At 67.1% G+C, this 14,212-nt stretch carries 19 protein-coding genes; 7 read left to right on the top strand and 12 right to left on the bottom strand.

Annotated features, from left to right (window positions below):
- The first annotated feature begins 22 nt into the window (after positions 1 to 22).
- Positions 23 to 451, top strand: coding sequence for an organic hydroperoxide resistance protein (locus NX1_RS02495; RefSeq protein ID WP_068053058.1), 429 nt, complete (start codon positions 23 to 25; stop codon positions 449 to 451).
- Positions 452 to 610: 159 nt separating this feature from the next.
- Here the strand turns inward: NX1_RS02495 and NX1_RS02490 are convergent, their stop codons facing one another.
- From NX1_RS02490 to NX1_RS02480, 3 genes are all read right to left on the bottom strand, one after another.
- Entirely contained in the window at positions 611 to 859 is a 249-nt protein-coding gene (locus NX1_RS02490; protein WP_068053056.1) for a hypothetical protein, read from the bottom strand.
- Between the two features lie 305 nt (positions 860 to 1,164).
- Entirely contained in the window at positions 1,165 to 2,154 is a 990-nt protein-coding gene (locus NX1_RS02485) for an NAD(P)H-dependent flavin oxidoreductase (RefSeq protein ID WP_068053053.1), read from the bottom strand.
- Between the two features lie 367 nt (positions 2,155 to 2,521).
- Entirely contained in the window at positions 2,522 to 3,931 is a 1,410-nt protein-coding gene (locus NX1_RS02480) for a hypothetical protein (protein ID WP_068053051.1), read from the bottom strand.
- Between the two features lie 401 nt (positions 3,932 to 4,332).
- Between NX1_RS02480 and NX1_RS02475 the strand changes: the two genes are divergently transcribed.
- Entirely contained in the window at positions 4,333 to 5,247 is a 915-nt protein-coding gene (locus NX1_RS02475) for an alpha/beta fold hydrolase (protein WP_068053048.1), read from the top strand.
- Positions 5,248 to 5,288: 41 nt separating this feature from the next.
- Positions 5,289 to 6,026 carry a MerR family transcriptional regulator gene (locus NX1_RS02470; protein WP_068053045.1) on the top strand — a complete coding sequence of 246 codons (738 nt, stop codon included), beginning with the start codon at positions 5,289 to 5,291 and terminating at the stop codon, positions 6,024 to 6,026.
- Between the two features lie 75 nt (positions 6,027 to 6,101).
- Here NX1_RS02470 and NX1_RS37635 read toward each other — a convergent pair whose 3' ends face one another.
- Positions 6,102 to 6,227, bottom strand: coding sequence for an ankyrin repeat domain-containing protein (locus NX1_RS37635; protein WP_245668280.1), 126 nt, complete (start codon positions 6,225 to 6,227; stop codon positions 6,102 to 6,104).
- Positions 6,224 to 6,757: an ankyrin repeat domain-containing protein gene (locus NX1_RS02465; RefSeq protein ID WP_245668279.1), complete on the bottom strand. Its 534-nt coding sequence runs from the start codon at positions 6,755 to 6,757 to the stop codon at positions 6,224 to 6,226. The genes NX1_RS37635 and NX1_RS02465 overlap by 4 nt, the downstream gene beginning before the upstream one ends.
- Positions 6,758 to 6,961: 204 nt before the next feature.
- Here NX1_RS02465 and cynR point away from each other — a divergent pair, with 204 nt between their 5' ends.
- A complete protein-coding gene (gene cynR / locus NX1_RS02460) occupies positions 6,962 to 7,846 on the top strand; it encodes a transcriptional regulator CynR (RefSeq protein WP_068053042.1) in 885 nt (294 codons plus the stop codon).
- 220 nt (positions 7,847 to 8,066) lie between these two features.
- Here the strand turns inward: cynR and NX1_RS35890 are convergent, their stop codons facing one another.
- The 6 genes from NX1_RS35890 to NX1_RS02435 all read right to left on the bottom strand — a co-directional run bounded on the left by NX1_RS35890 (position 8,067) and on the right by NX1_RS02435 (position 11,795).
- On the bottom strand, positions 8,067 to 8,225 hold the full coding sequence (locus NX1_RS35890) for a hypothetical protein (RefSeq protein WP_218024037.1): 159 nt from the start codon (positions 8,223 to 8,225) through the stop codon (positions 8,067 to 8,069).
- Positions 8,226 to 8,253: 28 nt separating this feature from the next.
- Positions 8,254 to 9,000 carry a HEAT repeat domain-containing protein gene (locus NX1_RS02455; RefSeq protein ID WP_068053040.1) on the bottom strand — a complete coding sequence of 249 codons (747 nt, stop codon included), beginning with the start codon at positions 8,998 to 9,000 and terminating at the stop codon, positions 8,254 to 8,256.
- A gap of 180 nt (positions 9,001 to 9,180) precedes the next feature.
- Complete coding sequence (locus NX1_RS02450) at positions 9,181 to 9,366, bottom strand: hypothetical protein (RefSeq protein ID WP_157119489.1); 186 nt, start codon at positions 9,364 to 9,366, stop codon at positions 9,181 to 9,183.
- A 223-nt stretch (positions 9,367 to 9,589) separates the two neighbouring features.
- Positions 9,590 to 10,378: an oxidoreductase gene (locus NX1_RS02445; RefSeq protein ID WP_068053035.1), complete on the bottom strand. Its 789-nt coding sequence runs from the start codon at positions 10,376 to 10,378 to the stop codon at positions 9,590 to 9,592.
- Between the two features lie 71 nt (positions 10,379 to 10,449).
- Entirely contained in the window at positions 10,450 to 11,025 is a 576-nt protein-coding gene (locus NX1_RS02440) for a TetR/AcrR family transcriptional regulator (RefSeq protein ID WP_068053032.1), read from the bottom strand.
- 296 nt (positions 11,026 to 11,321) lie between these two features.
- Positions 11,322 to 11,795, bottom strand: a complete 474-nt coding sequence (locus tag NX1_RS02435; RefSeq protein ID WP_068053028.1) for a hypothetical protein — start codon at positions 11,793 to 11,795, stop codon at positions 11,322 to 11,324.
- A gap of 195 nt (positions 11,796 to 11,990) precedes the next feature.
- Between NX1_RS02435 and NX1_RS02430 the strand changes: the two genes are divergently transcribed.
- From NX1_RS02430 to NX1_RS02420, 3 genes are all read left to right on the top strand, one after another.
- The gene (locus NX1_RS02430) at positions 11,991 to 12,569 is read left to right on the top strand and encodes a carbonic anhydrase (protein WP_068053025.1); all 579 of its coding nucleotides are present in this window, start codon (positions 11,991 to 11,993) and stop codon (positions 12,567 to 12,569) included.
- A 64-nt stretch (positions 12,570 to 12,633) separates the two neighbouring features.
- Complete coding sequence (gene cynS, locus NX1_RS02425) at positions 12,634 to 13,104, top strand: cyanase (protein WP_068053022.1); 471 nt, start codon at positions 12,634 to 12,636, stop codon at positions 13,102 to 13,104.
- A gap of 10 nt (positions 13,105 to 13,114) precedes the next feature.
- Complete coding sequence (locus tag NX1_RS02420) at positions 13,115 to 13,621, top strand: nucleoside deaminase (protein ID WP_068053019.1); 507 nt, start codon at positions 13,115 to 13,117, stop codon at positions 13,619 to 13,621.
- On the opposite strand, the gene NX1_RS02415 is transcribed toward NX1_RS02420, so the two are convergent.
- On the bottom strand, positions 13,618 to 14,193 hold the full coding sequence (locus tag NX1_RS02415; RefSeq protein ID WP_169812165.1) for a winged helix-turn-helix transcriptional regulator: 576 nt from the start codon (positions 14,191 to 14,193) through the stop codon (positions 13,618 to 13,620). The genes NX1_RS02420 and NX1_RS02415 overlap by 4 nt on opposite strands.
- Between the last annotated feature and the right edge of the window lie 19 nt (positions 14,194 to 14,212).

Genomic DNA, 14,212 nt, shown 5'->3' with positions numbered 1-14,212 from the left:
AGTAGCAGAGAAAGGAAACGGGATGACGAAGGTGCTCTACCGCGCAGAGGCGCAGGTGACCGGTGGCAGGAACGGCCGCGGACGGACGACGGACGGACAGCTGGATCTGAGCTTGCGCCAACCAAAAGCGTTGGGCGGCAACGGTGATGGCGCGAACCCTGAGCAGCTCTTCGCGATCGGGTACGCCGCATGCTTCGGGACGACGCTCGCCCTCGTCGGGCAGCGCAGCAAGCTCCAAGCCGACGACGCGCGAATCGACTCGTCGGTCGCGCTGATCCCGAACGATGGCGGCCGCTTCGAACTCGGTGTCGAACTTCATATTTCGTTGCCCTCGGTCACCACCGAGCAGGCAATCGAACTGGTGAAAGCGGCCCACCAGGTCTGCCCCTACTCCAATGCCACGCGAAACAACATCGACGTGGCGCTGGTAGTCAACGGCAACCGACTGTAGAGAACTTGCCCAGCGAGAGCCGAGGAGCTCGCTCGATCGCGCCCGGCCTTGGATCGAGCGAGCGCCGAAGCGCGAAATCGCAACGGCAAATACCCTTGAACAAGTCCGACCGCTGCCTTGGTGATCAGCCCGAAGGCACGACCGCACCGCGACAGCCGGTCAGCGGTCCGATCGATCATCCGAGTCGGGAGGATCACCCGGAGAAGGTGCGGGCGCTGCCTGCTCGGCCTGAATCTGGATCTCGATCTGGGTGCGCGCCGCGCCCGGATCCCACATGTCCTGGAACGGCCCGATCACCGAAACACCACCGATCCCCCGCCGTCGCGCCCTGGTCGTAGCCACTGCGAATCCCCCCGTGATCAGCACGATGGGGCCGACCGAGATCACGAACAGCAGGAAACCGTCCATGCCGCGATGCTACTTCCCCACCGGTCTGTGCGATCGGCGTCGAATCGAAGAGGCGCGGGAACGCGCAGCACACACACACCTCGCCGTCCGAATAATCGGAGCAGGTTCTGCTGGCGATCCGATGTGGCACAGGATCGTTCCCGGCCATCTTCTTCTTCACACCCGAAGGCCGACGGATGCGTCCCGTGGAGGCGGATGAAAGTGATCAGTGACACCACTTCGTTGCGGTTGCTGCTTCACGCGCGGCACGCCTCCACCGTCCGCAATGGAGTGTCATGCACCGCAAGAGTTCTCACGTTTCGCAGTCATTGCGTCAGGCCCGCGAGGTCGGCGACGGCTTGCGCGGCCGGTACGACCGAGTGGATGCGTAGTGCGGTCTCACCGGCGTAGAGGGCGGTGGAATCCACTCGGCGTTCGGGCATTCCGGTCAGGGGTGCGCCGGGACCGTAGAACGGGATGAGTGGATGCTGTATCGCGGTGAGGACGTTGGCGGTGCGCAGCGGTAGGCGGTGCAGGCCGCGAGTCCAGGATGCCAGCCGGACGACCGCTGCGGGCCCCCGCGGGTCGTTGCGGCACCACCGCTCGGTGGCCGCATTCGGCACCACGCGATGTCTCATCGGCCACCCGATGCCGAACAGCATCGTCTCCAGCGTTCGGTCCGCGTCGAGTACATGCTGTTTGTAGGCGTCATGGGCGCGGGATTCGTGCGTGAGCAGAAAACGTGTTCCCGCCACGACCGCTGCCGCACCGGCGTCCAGCGCGCGGCGGGTGTCGGCGGCCTCGGCGATGCCGCCAGCGATCAGCAGCGCGCGGGAGCCGGTGGCGTCACGAATCTTCTCGAGCGCGGTCAGCGCGGGCTCCACGCCGAGCAGGTGACCTCCTGCCTCGATTCCCTGCACCACCAAACCGTCGGCTCCGCCGTTCAGCGCGCGACGCGCGCCGTCGACCGTGCCGACGGTGACCAGCACGCAGACTCCTGCCTCGCGCAACCGGGCGACAAGTCGGGCATCGAAGCTGCCGTGCAAGGTCGCCGCGTTCACCTTCGCCGCCAGGATGGTGTCGAGTTGGGTCCGGGTGGTGAACGGAACGAGCAGGTTGGCCGCTATCGGCCGGCCGTTCGCCCGCTCGCGTGCGGCGTCGAACTCGACGCGCAGCTGCCGAGGATCGAGCAGCCCGACGGTGCCGAGGCCCCCGGCGGCGGACACGGCCCCGGCCAGAGCGCCGGTAGCGAGGCCGCCGGACATTCCTGCCTGCACGACCGGATATTCGATTCCGATGCGATCCACCAGGTCCACGTCGCACTCCCCTTCCGGGCGGCGAATCCGCCGCATTGCGAACGGCCGAGCATACCGCCGTTCGCCGAGTCACTGCGGAGGCCGCAGGATGCGCGGAGCTGCTGCAGGTATCCCAGCACGTGGCTGCGGTTTCGTGTAGTCCCGGCAGCGCTTCCACGACGGCGCGCACCGCGGCGGCGAGGGCTGTAGGAAACGTGGGAGAAGGGTTGATTCGAGTGCGTTCACCTATTTCCTTTGAGCCGGTGAGAATGTAAGCGAGAACGGATTCTCGGACAGGGCCGAGTACCTCGCACGCGTCTGCGCCCGACGATGGCGGGCCGGGACGCAGACGATGCGAATGTTCGGGGCGAACGGCCCCGGTTTCGGGTCAGCGATCGCCGAGCGCAACGAGTTCGCTGCGCAGTTCATCGTCGGGTTCGATTGCGGCAGCGGCGGTTACCCATTCGCGGATCTCGTCGGGGAGGTCGCGGTCGTACCATTCGGCGATGGTTCGAAGGGCAGTTCGGCGCAGCCGTGTCGGACGTCCGCTGAGCGCGGAGCGCACCAACGGCAAGCCGGTTCCCGGTGCCGCACGCGCCACGGCCGACACCATGATCTCCATGATGTGGTCCTCGTTGAATCCCGGTCCGCGCCGTCTGCGACCGAGCTCTGGCCCGCACACGATCTCGTCCAGCGGTAGCAATTCCTGCGCCAGTTCGGCCAGTGCGGCGACCTCACGGCCGGGAGTCCGTTGGGAAACCCATTGCCACACGTAGATGTTCTTCGGCTGGAGTCGAAGATGAGCCAGAGCCTGCGGGTAGGCCTGGATTTCGACGGCGTCGGCGCAAGCCAGGGCGTAGTCGAAGCCGAATTCGCCTTCCGGCTGGGCCAGGCGAGCCCGGACTTCTTCTGCCCAGTCGGTCCGCGCGAGCAGCGCCGCGTATTGGGCGGCGAGACAACTGATCTCGTCGGATGGCCAATCCAGATCCGGAGGCGGGTTGTTCAGCAATCGTGTGATCGTCTGCGCACTGCGGATGCGTGTGAGGGTCGGAGCCGAGGTGGCGAGCAGCTCGGCGAACCGGTTCAGCACCGGCAGCGCGTCGGGGTAGTGCCGGATGTCTGCGGCCGGCCCGCCATAGGCGGCCAGCGCGGCGAGAATGTCGGCCGCGCCATCGAGGAGTTCGTCGTCGATGGCAGACGCGAGCAGCGCATCGCGGAGATCACCCGTTGTGGCGGCAAGGTGAGCCAGGTATTCGTTCATCACGCCGTTACGGAAGCCGGTTCGCAGTAGCCACGCCTTGATTTCGGGATCGTTGGTTCTCGCCAATCGCTCCACGGCGTGGATCCGACCCCATCCGTCGACGCGGCGCGCGAGTTCGTACACCGCGTGATGCCGATCCGGTTGCGAATTGGCCAGCGCCACAACCGCATAGAGCGTCAAATCGCCGAGCGAGCCCACTGTCAGCAACAATTCGCGGTCTCGCTCGTCGCCGGTCACGCCCAGCATGACGATGCCGAGGGCCACCGCATTGCGGCGGGTTCCGTATTCGGTGAGCCGCCGCGCGACCGACCGCACCTCGTCACGGGGCAGGTCGGCCGCACGCAGCTCACACACCAACGAGTCGGCCAGCGCCAGCGCGGAGCACTCGGCCAGCTGGTCGTGCAACGCGGACAGCGCTGAATTGCTCGGCGCGGCAACAATATCGGTGATCGCGGTAACGGCGTCGGTGGCCGCATCGGGATCGGCCGGGGCCTTGCTGTGATGGGTCTGTACGCCGTCGAGGACGGTCGAGTTCATGAATTCTGGCTCGCCAGGTGGATCGTCCGGTAGCGGGCGGCCCTCCGCAGGCCATGGGCCTGGACCATGCAGGGCGACGAGACTGATCGCGTGAGCGAGAAAAGTGGTCCGGTCATCGCTTTCGCCGGAGACCAGCCACTCGCCGGGGTTCACCGGCAGGGGCGCGTGGCGCCCTTTCCGTAAGAGAAAGTCACCGCGCCACCATACGACATATGCGCGCCGGGCAGAAGTCCGGAGCCTCCAGCTCGGACGTCACCCGGCAAGGCCCACCTCAGATGAACCATGCGGCGCCGAGATCATTTACGACCGTCGTGGTCCGCGCCTCCGGCGCGTACGGCGGGCCGTGGATGACGATGGCCGGGGTTGACCTTGACCCTGCGTCAGGGTTGAAACCTTGTCGCATGACGAACAACAGCACGTACTCGGCTCGGCTCGCTCCGCCGGTCGGAGGGTTCCAGGAGATCGACGGCCGACGCATTTTCGTACATCGGGCGGGCAGCGGCGGACCGGCCGTTGTGTTCCTACCGGGCGCCAGCGCCGTCGGCCTCGACTATTTCGGTGTCCAGCAAGGTGTTTCGCAATTCACCACGGTGGTGGTTTATGATCGCGGCGGCACCGGCTACAGCGATCCGCTTCCGCTGCCGCGCAGCGCTGCCGAGGTCGCCACGGAGTTGCGCGAGGTACTGCGCGCCGAGAACATCGCCGGGCCATACGTTCTCGCGCCGCATTCTCTCGGTGGCTTCTACGCGCATCGGTTCGCGCAGCTGTACCCGCGGGAGGTGGCCGGGCTGGTCTGGCTGGACGGCCTCCACCGCGACTGGGATCTATACATGCCGCTCGCGGCGGGTCTGGCGGCGGCCGAGCGGACGACACCCGATCTGGAGCAGCTCCGGCAGATGCGTCCGGCCTTGCGGGAAATGAGCGTCGAGTTGCACGCGGACTACCCGGAGCACGTCCGGCAGCCGCTGATCGATGCCAAGGTGAGTGACGAATGGCTCCGCGTCGGCATCGCCGAGCGCAGTATGTTGGCCGGACTCGCCGCCGAACTGCGGGCCGGGCCGAACATTCCCGACGTCCCGGTGGTCGCTCTCACCGTGGTGGGCGTCGACCCAGCGCAGCAGGCGCTGATGCCGGAACAGACGCTGCGAGAGATCAACGACGGCAAGACGAGAATGGACGCCGCCCTGGTGAGCGCGGTCTCGCGCGGGGAACAACGCATCCTCTCCGACACCGCCCACCATCGTCTCTGCTTCGACCGTCCCGATGCCGTGGTCCAGGCGATCCGCGACGTCGTCGACCGGGCCGCTCGCCCCTAGACTCGGCAGGTTCACCTGTTCACGAAGCCCCTAGGAGGACGGTGCTCACGATCAGCCAACTTGCCGCCGCCGCAGGCGTGACCGTGCGCGCCGTTCGCCACTACCATCACGTCGGGCTGTTGCCCGAACCCGAGCGTGATGCCTCCGGCTATCGCCGTTACAGCGCGCAAGCGGCGGTGGATCTCATCCGGATCAGGACCCTCGCCGACGCCGGTGTTCCGCTGGCCCGTATCGACGCGCTACTGCATGCGCAGCCGACCGAGTTCGCCGCGGCCATCACCGACATCGATGCCGAATTGCAGCGCAAGATCGACCAGCTCAGCGAATACCGCCGCCGGATCGCCGAATTGGACGGCGGCGAAAGACTGGTCCTGCCCTCCGAGGTGGTCGCGATCCTGGACCGGATGCGCGGCCTCGGGGTCGGCGAACGAAGGGTACGACTCGAGCGCGACTCGTGGATCTTGATGCAAGCGCTGGAACCGAGCGCCATGCCGCAGCGGATTCGGGACAAGAACGCCGCTCTCGACGACCCCGAGACGACGCGTCTCTATCTGGCCTGTGATCGAGCGGCCGATTGGGATCCGCACGACCCGCGCCTGGACCGGCTCATCGACGACCTGGACGCATGGCAGATCCGGCACGAGCGAGACAGCAGCCGGTCCGGGCACGTGAAAATGGTCTTTTCCCGCATCTCCGAAGAGACACCGGCATGGCAACGCATCGTCGAGGCGCTCACCCACCGCGCCGAACGGCGCCGAGCCGCCGGGCACGACAGCTGACCTCCGGTCGTCCATCAGCGGTCAGGGACCCCGCCGTTCACTAGCTCTCGGGGACAGATTCGAAAGCGTTCTCGGTCAATTCCGTGCCTCGAGGATCGAGACGATCGCGGTTTGCCCACGCCGCTGAGCATTGTCGAGAGCGGTGCGGCCGGACGCGTCGCGGATCGAGGCGTCGGCGCCCGCGTCGAGCAGCGCGGTCACGACTCGCTCGTAGCGCTCGGATCCGTCTCCGTAGACGACGCCTCGTGCATCGCGGTCCAGCCCGGCTCGTTGACGTGGTCGACGTCGACGCCGGCATCGATCAACAGCCGCACCGTGCCGAGGTAGCCGTGTTCGCATGCCGGGATCAAAGCGGTGCCACCGTAGCGGTTCACGCTGCGCACGTCGGCGCCGTGGCGCAGGGTGAGTTCGAGGATGTCATCGATTCCTTCGGCGCCCGCGTAGAGGTAGGCCGAATCTTCCATGTCGTCCTTGGCGTTGACGTCGGCGCCCGCCTCGATCAGTGCCCGAGCCGCGGCGGAGGCCCGGTTCTTCGTGGCCGCGATGAGCGGAGTGCGATCGCGGTCGCCGCGGAACTCGAGATCAGCCCCACCGGCGATGAGCTCGCGCACCCCTTCCGCGTCGTCGGCCGAGGCCGCCTGCACCAACTGCGGTCCGAGTGCCGGGTCGCGGGAAGCGCGCACCGGCGGCGGCTCCGCGGCGAAGGCGCCGGGACGGTCGACCGGTGGCACGGTCCGGTCGGTGAGAGGATCGGCCGTGCAGCCTACGATCGCGAAAGCCATTGCGGCCGTCGCCAGGACGATTCGACGGTGACGCTGGATCAATGGAGAACTCCTGACTAGGGCATTGCCGATGTCCCCACCATGCCCAGGAATCGCGATAGTGCCCAAGACGTAGATCCCATGGTCGCGATAGAAAGCATCTATAGTTCGTTCATGGAGCTGCGCCATATCCGGTATCTGCTCGCGGTCGCCGATCACCGCAACTTCACCCGCGCGGCGGAGTTCCTCCACGTGTCGCAGCCGACGCTGTCGCAGCAGATCAAGCAGCTCGAGCGGACGCTCGCGGTGCAGCTGCTCGATCGCTCCGGTCGTGCCGTACGGCTGACCGAGGCCGGCGAGGCGTACGCGTATCACGCCCGGCTCGCGCTGCGCGATCTCGATGCCGGTGAGCGCGCGATCCACGATGTGCAGGATCTGTCCCGCGGCCAGCTCCGGGTGGCGATGACGCCGACGTTCACCGCCTATTTCATCGGTCCGCTCGTGCACGAGTTCCACGCCGCGTACCCGGGTGTCACGCTCACCGTCGTCGAGACGACCCAGGACCGGATCGAGGCCGACTTGCTCGCCGACCGTGTCGATCTCGGTATCGCCTTCGCGGGCGCCCATGCCGCCGGGGTCGAGAGCGTCGCGTTGTTCACCGAACGCCTCAGCTTGGTGGCCGGAAAGACGCACGCCCTGGCCGGACGCGCGAGGCCACTGCCTGTCGCGCGGCTGGCGCGGTATCCGCTGGCGCTGCTCACGCGCGATTTCGCGACCAGAACGCACATCGATGCCTACTTCGAGGAAAGCCGCAGCACGCCGAGCATCGTGGTGGAAGCCAATTCCATTGGAGCACTTGTCGAATTCGTGCGCCGCGGTTCGCTCGCCACCGTCCTGCCCGATGCGATCACCCGCGCACACCCGGACCTGGTTCCCATCGACTCGACGCCCGCCTTGCCCACCCGGACCGTGGTATTGCTGCGGCGCGCAACCGCCTACCATTCGGCCGCCGCGCGGGCATTCACCGCGATCATCGAGAACGCCGCGCGGTCGAACTGAACCCCGTCGACATCCCGCCGAATCGATCTGCCACGCGGTCCGGAATCCCGTACTGGTGCGCTGGCATATTCACCTGCCGCGTCTTGGCTCGTCCCGCTGGACGAGGAACTCGTATCGTCGTTGAACGTCGAGGTCACCCTGGCGGACCTGGCCCGAGACATCTCCGAAATCGGCTATCCGCAAGCCCGCTGAGAGCCGACCCTCCGCCCACCAGCACGTTTCACCGTTGGGCTCGCGTAATCAACAGGACCCGCCCGAGCGTGGCGTAGCCTGCCGGCTCCCAGGTCGGTTTGCCGCCGCGCAGACCACGCCTGCCGTTCTGCCCGGTCCGGATCAGGCCGAGGGCGCGCAGGACAGCCCAGCCACGGGCCCACGCCATATCCGGTGCTTCGCGCGGATCGCGACGGTCAGGCCGTCGCCGCATCACGCACTTCGAGATCCGGGTCGGCGGCCAAGCGCACCAGGAGTCGGCGGGCTTCGCCGCCGCGGTACCTGTGCAGCGCCGAGGCGAGGGCGTAGCGGACGTCCGGGTTGGGATGGTCGACGAGGTGCGCGATGTCGGCGACGTCGCCGCGGCTCCTGCTACCCAGGTCGTAGAGTGCGTCGATCAGTTCGTCGTCGTTGTCCGCGTTGCGCAGTCGGTCCAGCAATTGAGGCTTCGTGAGCTGTGGGGGTTCTGTGGCGAATCGGCGACGAAGGTCGGCGGCCTTGAATTCACCGCGGGCCAAGCACGCTGGACACGCGCAGGGCCGCCGACCGTGCGCGTCCGGGTGATACCGCCACCCCGTCACCTGCCGCACGAGCCGAACCCGATGCAGTTCGGCGGCTGCGATCGAGCGAGGTACGACGATCTCGTACCCACGCGCGTCCTCGGCGTGAAGAATGACCGAAACAGCCTCGGCCGCAGTCATTCCCGTCGCTGCTGTGCGATAGTGTCCGACGAGGACCGGTTCGTCGTCGGGTACTCGGAAGTCCACCGCGACGATCAGCCGCTGCCCGCCGCGGCGCAGTTCGCGCAACCATTGATGCGACAGCACGTAGGACGGCATCACCGGCATGCAGAACACCCCGCGTCCAGAGCTACTGGCGGTGATGCCCGCGCGGCGGATTCGCCGAGCGTTCTTCTCCGGTGTCAGGTGCACGAGCAGAGTCACAGGACGACCCTAGTGACACCAGCAGCCGGACCACTACCGAAAAACCCGATAGCCAGAACCAATTGAGACCGTCACACCAGGGCGGCTAACCTCGCCGTCGTCCTGCGATCTCGGCCGTGCGGTCGGTGTACGGAAAACGACCAGCGCACCCGCGACAGGCCGCGGCGAAAGTGTAGATCCTCACCCCGCGACGCCGAGGCGGACGAGGGCCAGATCCCACTGACCATGCTGGTCCGCCCAGGTGGTCACGACCTCGCCGAGGCCGACCGGATTCCCTTCCGGCGCATCGTCGATCGCGTAGTCGCCGTCCGCCTCGACCATGGCCGTGATCCGCAGCGCGTCCTCCCTGGTTCCGTCCGTCCGCACCAGGATCTGTTCCACCCGCCAGTCGGCGCTGCTCAGGTCACGCCCGACCAGATCGCTCCGTCGACCAGCTCCCCGTCGACCCCGAAGACCGTCCCCGGCCCGTCCACCCGCAGCGAACGCCGGCAGCGCTGGGGCCGACCCCGAACCCACGCGACCGCAACCTGACCGGTGAAGGTCGTGGTCGACGCGCGGGCCGGGTCTTGTCCCGATGCAGACTGTCGGATCAGCTCGTCTTGATGGTCCCGCCGTCGATGACGATGTCGGCTCCGACGATGTTGGCGGCCTTGCCCGAGACCAGGAACGTCACGAGGGCCGCGACCTCTTCGGGCTCGGAGATTCGGCCCGAGGCGATGCCGAACTGGTCCGGCAGCGCCGCCAGCAACTGTTCTTGCGAGATGCCCTGTTCCGCAGCGAGCTTCGCGCCCACCCATTCGGAACCGCGCCAGATCCGGGTACCGACCACGCCGGGTGAGACCGTGTTGACGCGGACTCCCCGCGGACCGAACTCCTCGCTCAGGCGCTTGCCGAAGGCGGTGAGCGCGGCCTTTGCCTCGCTGTAGCCGACCGGCCCGGCGGACGGGAGGTGCGCGTTGATCGAGGAGACGTTCACGATGGCGCCGCGACGGTCGAGCAGGCTGGGCAGGGCGGCGCGGGTCGCCCAGACGGCGCTGAACAGGTTGACATCCAGCAAGTGCCGCCACTGATCGTCGGTACTGTCGAGGAACCCGCCCAGCGTCAGTTGGTCGGGGTCGCCGCCACCGACGTTGTTGATCAGGATGTCGATGCCGCCGAGTTCCTCCAGCGCGGCATCCACGAGCGCGGTCGCGCCGTCTTGCGAGCTCAAGTCCACCGAAACGGTAGCCACGGTGGCCTTTTCGAGTTCGGGTGTGATGGTCCGGGCGGCGCCGACCACGCGTGCGCCCGCGGCGGACAAGGTCTCGGCGACGGCAAGGCCGATGCCGCGGCTCGCTCCGGTGACGACCGCGGTCTTGCCGGTCAATTCGAGATCCATGGAGATTTCCTTTCTTGAACTACAGGTCAAAAATTCGGGTATACGAGAGCCATCGCACCGTGGCGAATGAGTCAGAAGGCGGTGAGGGCGACGTCGATGATGCGATACAGAGCTTCTGCGTCGCGAGTCTTGGCCATGGTGCGCAGGCCGGCGCTGGTGTTGAGCAGGAACTCGGCCGTAGCCTGCGCATCGACGCCGGGACCGACGTCGCCGTCGCGTCGGCCCTGTTCGATCCGGGCGGCCAGCACCGCGACGATGCGCTCCTCGATGCCACGCAGGGCTCGGGTGATCTCCTCGTCGTGGCCACCGAGCTCGGCGGCCGTGTTCACGACCATGCAGCCACGCCGAACCGGCTGTGCGACATCGGAATCCACGGTCTCACGCAGGTACGCTCCGATGCGTTCGCGGGTGCTTCCCGGTTGGAACAGCAACTCTTCGGCTTGCTCCACTCCCATTCGCCCGTAGCGGGCCAATGCCAGGTCGAACAGCTGCCGTTTACTGCCGAACGTGTGGTACAGGCTGCCCTTGCCGACGCCGGTGGCCTCGGCGAGTTGCGCGGGAGAGGTTCCCGCGTACCCGTGGGTCCAGAACTCCTCCATCGCGCGCTCGACCACGGTATCGGTTTCGAAGTTCCGCGGCCTGCCCATGCGAAGAACCCTAAACGTTCTTGTCCTACAGGTCAAGAAATCTGGCGGTTGCGGCCGTCGACCGTCCGCGTCGCTCAGCCGATAGGCTCGAACCGGTTCCGGCACACACCATCCCCCACTCTCGACAGCAACTACCGCCGTCGAAAATGCCCGGACGGGGAGGGTCGAGGCCGCCGATCTCCAAGCGGCCGGTGGGACGGGTACTTCGTGCTCGACTTCATCTGGCGTACTTGCGATCTGGAAGAATCTGGCCAGCTTCCATTCCCGACCATCCGCAGAACGCCCGGGCGCCTTGGCTACGTCGCGGCGTTCGCGAGCTGCCGATAGAGCCGCGCCAGTTTCGTGGCGTCCTTGCGATCGACTCCGAATCCCTCGTCGATCTCGCGGGACAGGAACTCGAGCCAGTCCGCGATCGCCGTGTGCTGTTCGGGGCGCAGGCCGCGCAGCGTCGTCTCGTCCTCGCGTCGCGCACTGCCGAGGAAGCCGCTGAGATGGATCCAGAGTTCGAAGTCGTACGGCTGGATCAGCATCAGCTTCAGCACCGCCGGGAGGTAGTACTCGACGGCCTGCGCGGTCATGTACGTGAAGTCTTCCATGTGCAGGCCGGGTAGAAAGCTCGAGCGGTCGATGTCCGCCCGCGAGCGGCCGTGGAAGTGCGCGATGACGTACGGCGCGTCGATGCTCGGCGGTGCGAGTTCTTCCTCGGTGAGCGGCCGAGAGCCGGTGAACACTTGATCGATTCGGTGCGTGACCTCGTGGCGGCTGCTCATAGCCGCCACAGCCTATCTCGCAGGCCGGTTGGGAAAGCGCGGCCGTGCGGTGACATCAGCGGAGGTGGTGTGAGCGCTCCACCGCCCGCGCAACTATTGGTGTGAGCAATCGTAGGCATGGGAACTGCGTCTTGGACGCTATAGCCGCAGGTTGTGCATGGTGGATTCGTCAGGGCTTACCGAAGGGAGCGATCCATGCACGACCTCGCCGCCGGCGTCGCGAGTTTCCAGCGCGATGTCTTCCCCGCCAAGGCGGAGCTCTTCGCCCGCTTGGCGACGAGGCACCGACCCGAGACGCTGTACATCGGATGTTCCGACGCGCGTGTGGTTCCGGAGCTGGTTACGAACAGTGAGCCCGGCGAGCTCTTCGTGATCCGCACCGCGGGGAATCTGGTTCCCGCCTACCCGGATACCGACGGGGTGACGGCCAGCATCGAGTACGCCGTCGCCGTGCTCGGCGTCTCGCGCATCGTAGTGTGCGGCCATTCCGGCTGCGGCGCGATGACCGCCCTGGCCGAAGGTCGCGAACTGAGCGCGACACCGATGCTCGCCGAGTGGTTGCGGCACGCGGGCTCCGCCGCCTCGGGCGTCTCCGTCGCGACGCTCGTGCGAGCGAACGTCCTCGCGCAGCTGGCCGACCTGACGGGTCACCCGTCGGTTGCCCGCGCGGTCACGGCGGGCGATCTGACCGTCGAGGGATGGGTATTCGACATCGGCACCGGCGCGATCACCGTCCTCGACGGCTCGGATACCGACAGCGTGCCGACTACCTGATCTCCCACACGAAAACCGAAGCGGCCCTGACCTTCCAGGCCGTTCGACCAGAAAGGAACCCACCATGGTGCACGCACAATTCGATCCCACCGCCCGCCAGGTCTTGGCCGCCGCGGCGGTGGACGCGAAGATCACCAAGGACCTCACTTGGCAGCAGATCGCCGACGCCGCCGGGCTGTCGGTCGCCTTCGTCACCGCCGCGGTGCTGGGCCAGCACGCCCTTCCGCGCGACGCCGCAACGGCGGTCGCCGAGCTGCTGGGCATGGACGACGACGCGGCGAAGCTGCTGCAAACTATCCCGACCCGCGGGTCCATTCCCGGCGGAGTCCCGACCGATCCGACGATCTACCGCTTCTACGAGATGTTGCAGGTCTACGGCACAACCCTCAAAGCGCTGGTGCACGAGCAGTTCGGCGACGGCATCATCAGCGCGATCAATTTCAAACTCGACGTGCGCAAGGTCGCCGACCCGGAAGGCGGCGAACGCGCCGTGATCACTCTCGACGGCAAGTATCTGCCCACCGAACCGTTCTGAGAAGCGAGGAATAGCAACGGATTTCGCACAGCGCACCATCGATCTCGCGCGCCGCAACGTCACCGAGGGCGGGCGGCCCTTCGCGACCGTCATCGTCCGGGACGGCCGAGTCTTGGCGGAGAGCCCGAACAAGGTCGCCCAGACCGGCGACCCCACCGCCCACGCGGAGATCCTCGCCATCCGCGAGGCCTGCACGGCGCTCGGCACCGAACATCTTACGGGCGCAACCGTTTACATCCTGGCCCTGCCCTGTCCGATGTGCCTGGGAGCGCTGTACTACTGCTCCCCCGACGAGGTCGTCTTCCTCACCACCCGCGACGCCTATGAACCGCACTACGTCGACGACCGAAGGTACTTCGAGCTCAACACTTTCTACGACGAGTTCGGCAAGCCATGGGACCAGCGCCGCCTGCCCATGCGCCATGCGCCGCACGAGGATGCAGTCGGGGTCTACCGCCTCTGGCAGGAACGCAACGGCGGCGAGCGGCGCGTCGCGGGCGCCCCGACCGGCGGTTAACGCTGCGCGGGCTCTGCCAACGAGCGCGTGCCCATGACCACCTCGGTCGCGGCGGCCAAGTCGAGGTGGAGTTCGAGGTCGGGGTCCTCGGCGGGGCCGTCATGGTGGCTGATGCCCGCGCCGGTCATCACGTAGTGGAACGTGGTCTCGCCGATGTGGACGGTGACGATCCCTTCGGGGATCAGCTCGGCGACCGCGCGACCCAGCGGCAGGGCGAACCAGTGCGCGCGGACGGCGTCGGTCGGGCCTCGTTCACCGAGCAGCGGTGCGCCCCAAGCCGATAGCGCGTCGAGGACCTGTCGCAGCCCGAGGCCGGACTCGGTGAGTTCGTAGACCGCGGTGGCCGCACGCGGGCCGACGCGGCGGCGAGTGAGGATGCCGTCGCGCTCCAGATCTTTGAGCCGGGCGGCCAGCACGTCGGTGCTGATGCCCGGCAGGTCCGCGAACAGATCGCTGTAGCGGCGCGGACCCGACGACAGTTCGCGGACCACCAGCAGCGTCCACCGGTCGCCGACGACATCGAGTGCGCGGCTGACGGCGCAGAAGTGGTCATAGCTTCGACGTGGCACCATGCCACTGTAACCGGTCGCT

It is taken from the genome of Nocardia xishanensis NBRC 101358 (assembly GCF_001613365.1).
GTDB lineage: Bacteria > Actinomycetota > Actinomycetes > Mycobacteriales > Mycobacteriaceae > Nocardia > Nocardia xishanensis.
This window is presented reverse-complemented; position numbering and strand designations above follow the sequence as displayed.

Coding starts and splice junctions, on each gene's coding strand:
- cynR (WP_068053042.1), top strand. CDS start 6,962: ATGGAGCTGCGCCATATCCGGTATCTGCTCGCGGTCGCCGATCACCGC.
- NX1_RS02490 (WP_068053056.1), bottom strand. CDS start 859: ATGGACGGTTTCCTGCTGTTCGTGATCTCGGTCGGCCCCATCGTGCTG.
- NX1_RS02440 (WP_068053032.1), bottom strand. CDS start 11,025: ATGGGCAGGCCGCGGAACTTCGAAACCGATACCGTGGTCGAGCGCGCG.
- NX1_RS02495 (WP_068053058.1), top strand. CDS start 23: ATGACGAAGGTGCTCTACCGCGCAGAGGCGCAGGTGACCGGTGGCAGG.
- NX1_RS02445 (WP_068053035.1), bottom strand. CDS start 10,378: ATGGATCTCGAATTGACCGGCAAGACCGCGGTCGTCACCGGAGCGAGC.
- NX1_RS02430 (WP_068053025.1), top strand. CDS start 11,991: ATGCACGACCTCGCCGCCGGCGTCGCGAGTTTCCAGCGCGATGTCTTC.
- NX1_RS02435 (WP_068053028.1), bottom strand. CDS start 11,795: ATGAGCAGCCGCCACGAGGTCACGCACCGAATCGATCAAGTGTTCACC.
- cynS (WP_068053022.1), top strand. CDS start 12,634: ATGGTGCACGCACAATTCGATCCCACCGCCCGCCAGGTCTTGGCCGCC.
- NX1_RS02415 (WP_169812165.1), bottom strand. CDS start 14,193: ATGGTGCCACGTCGAAGCTATGACCACTTCTGCGCCGTCAGCCGCGCA.
- NX1_RS02475 (WP_068053048.1), top strand. CDS start 4,333: ATGACGAACAACAGCACGTACTCGGCTCGGCTCGCTCCGCCGGTCGGA.
- NX1_RS35890 (WP_218024037.1), bottom strand. CDS start 8,225: ATGGCGTGGGCCCGTGGCTGGGCTGTCCTGCGCGCCCTCGGCCTGATC.
- NX1_RS02480 (WP_068053051.1), bottom strand. CDS start 3,931: ATGAACTCGACCGTCCTCGACGGCGTACAGACCCATCACAGCAAGGCC.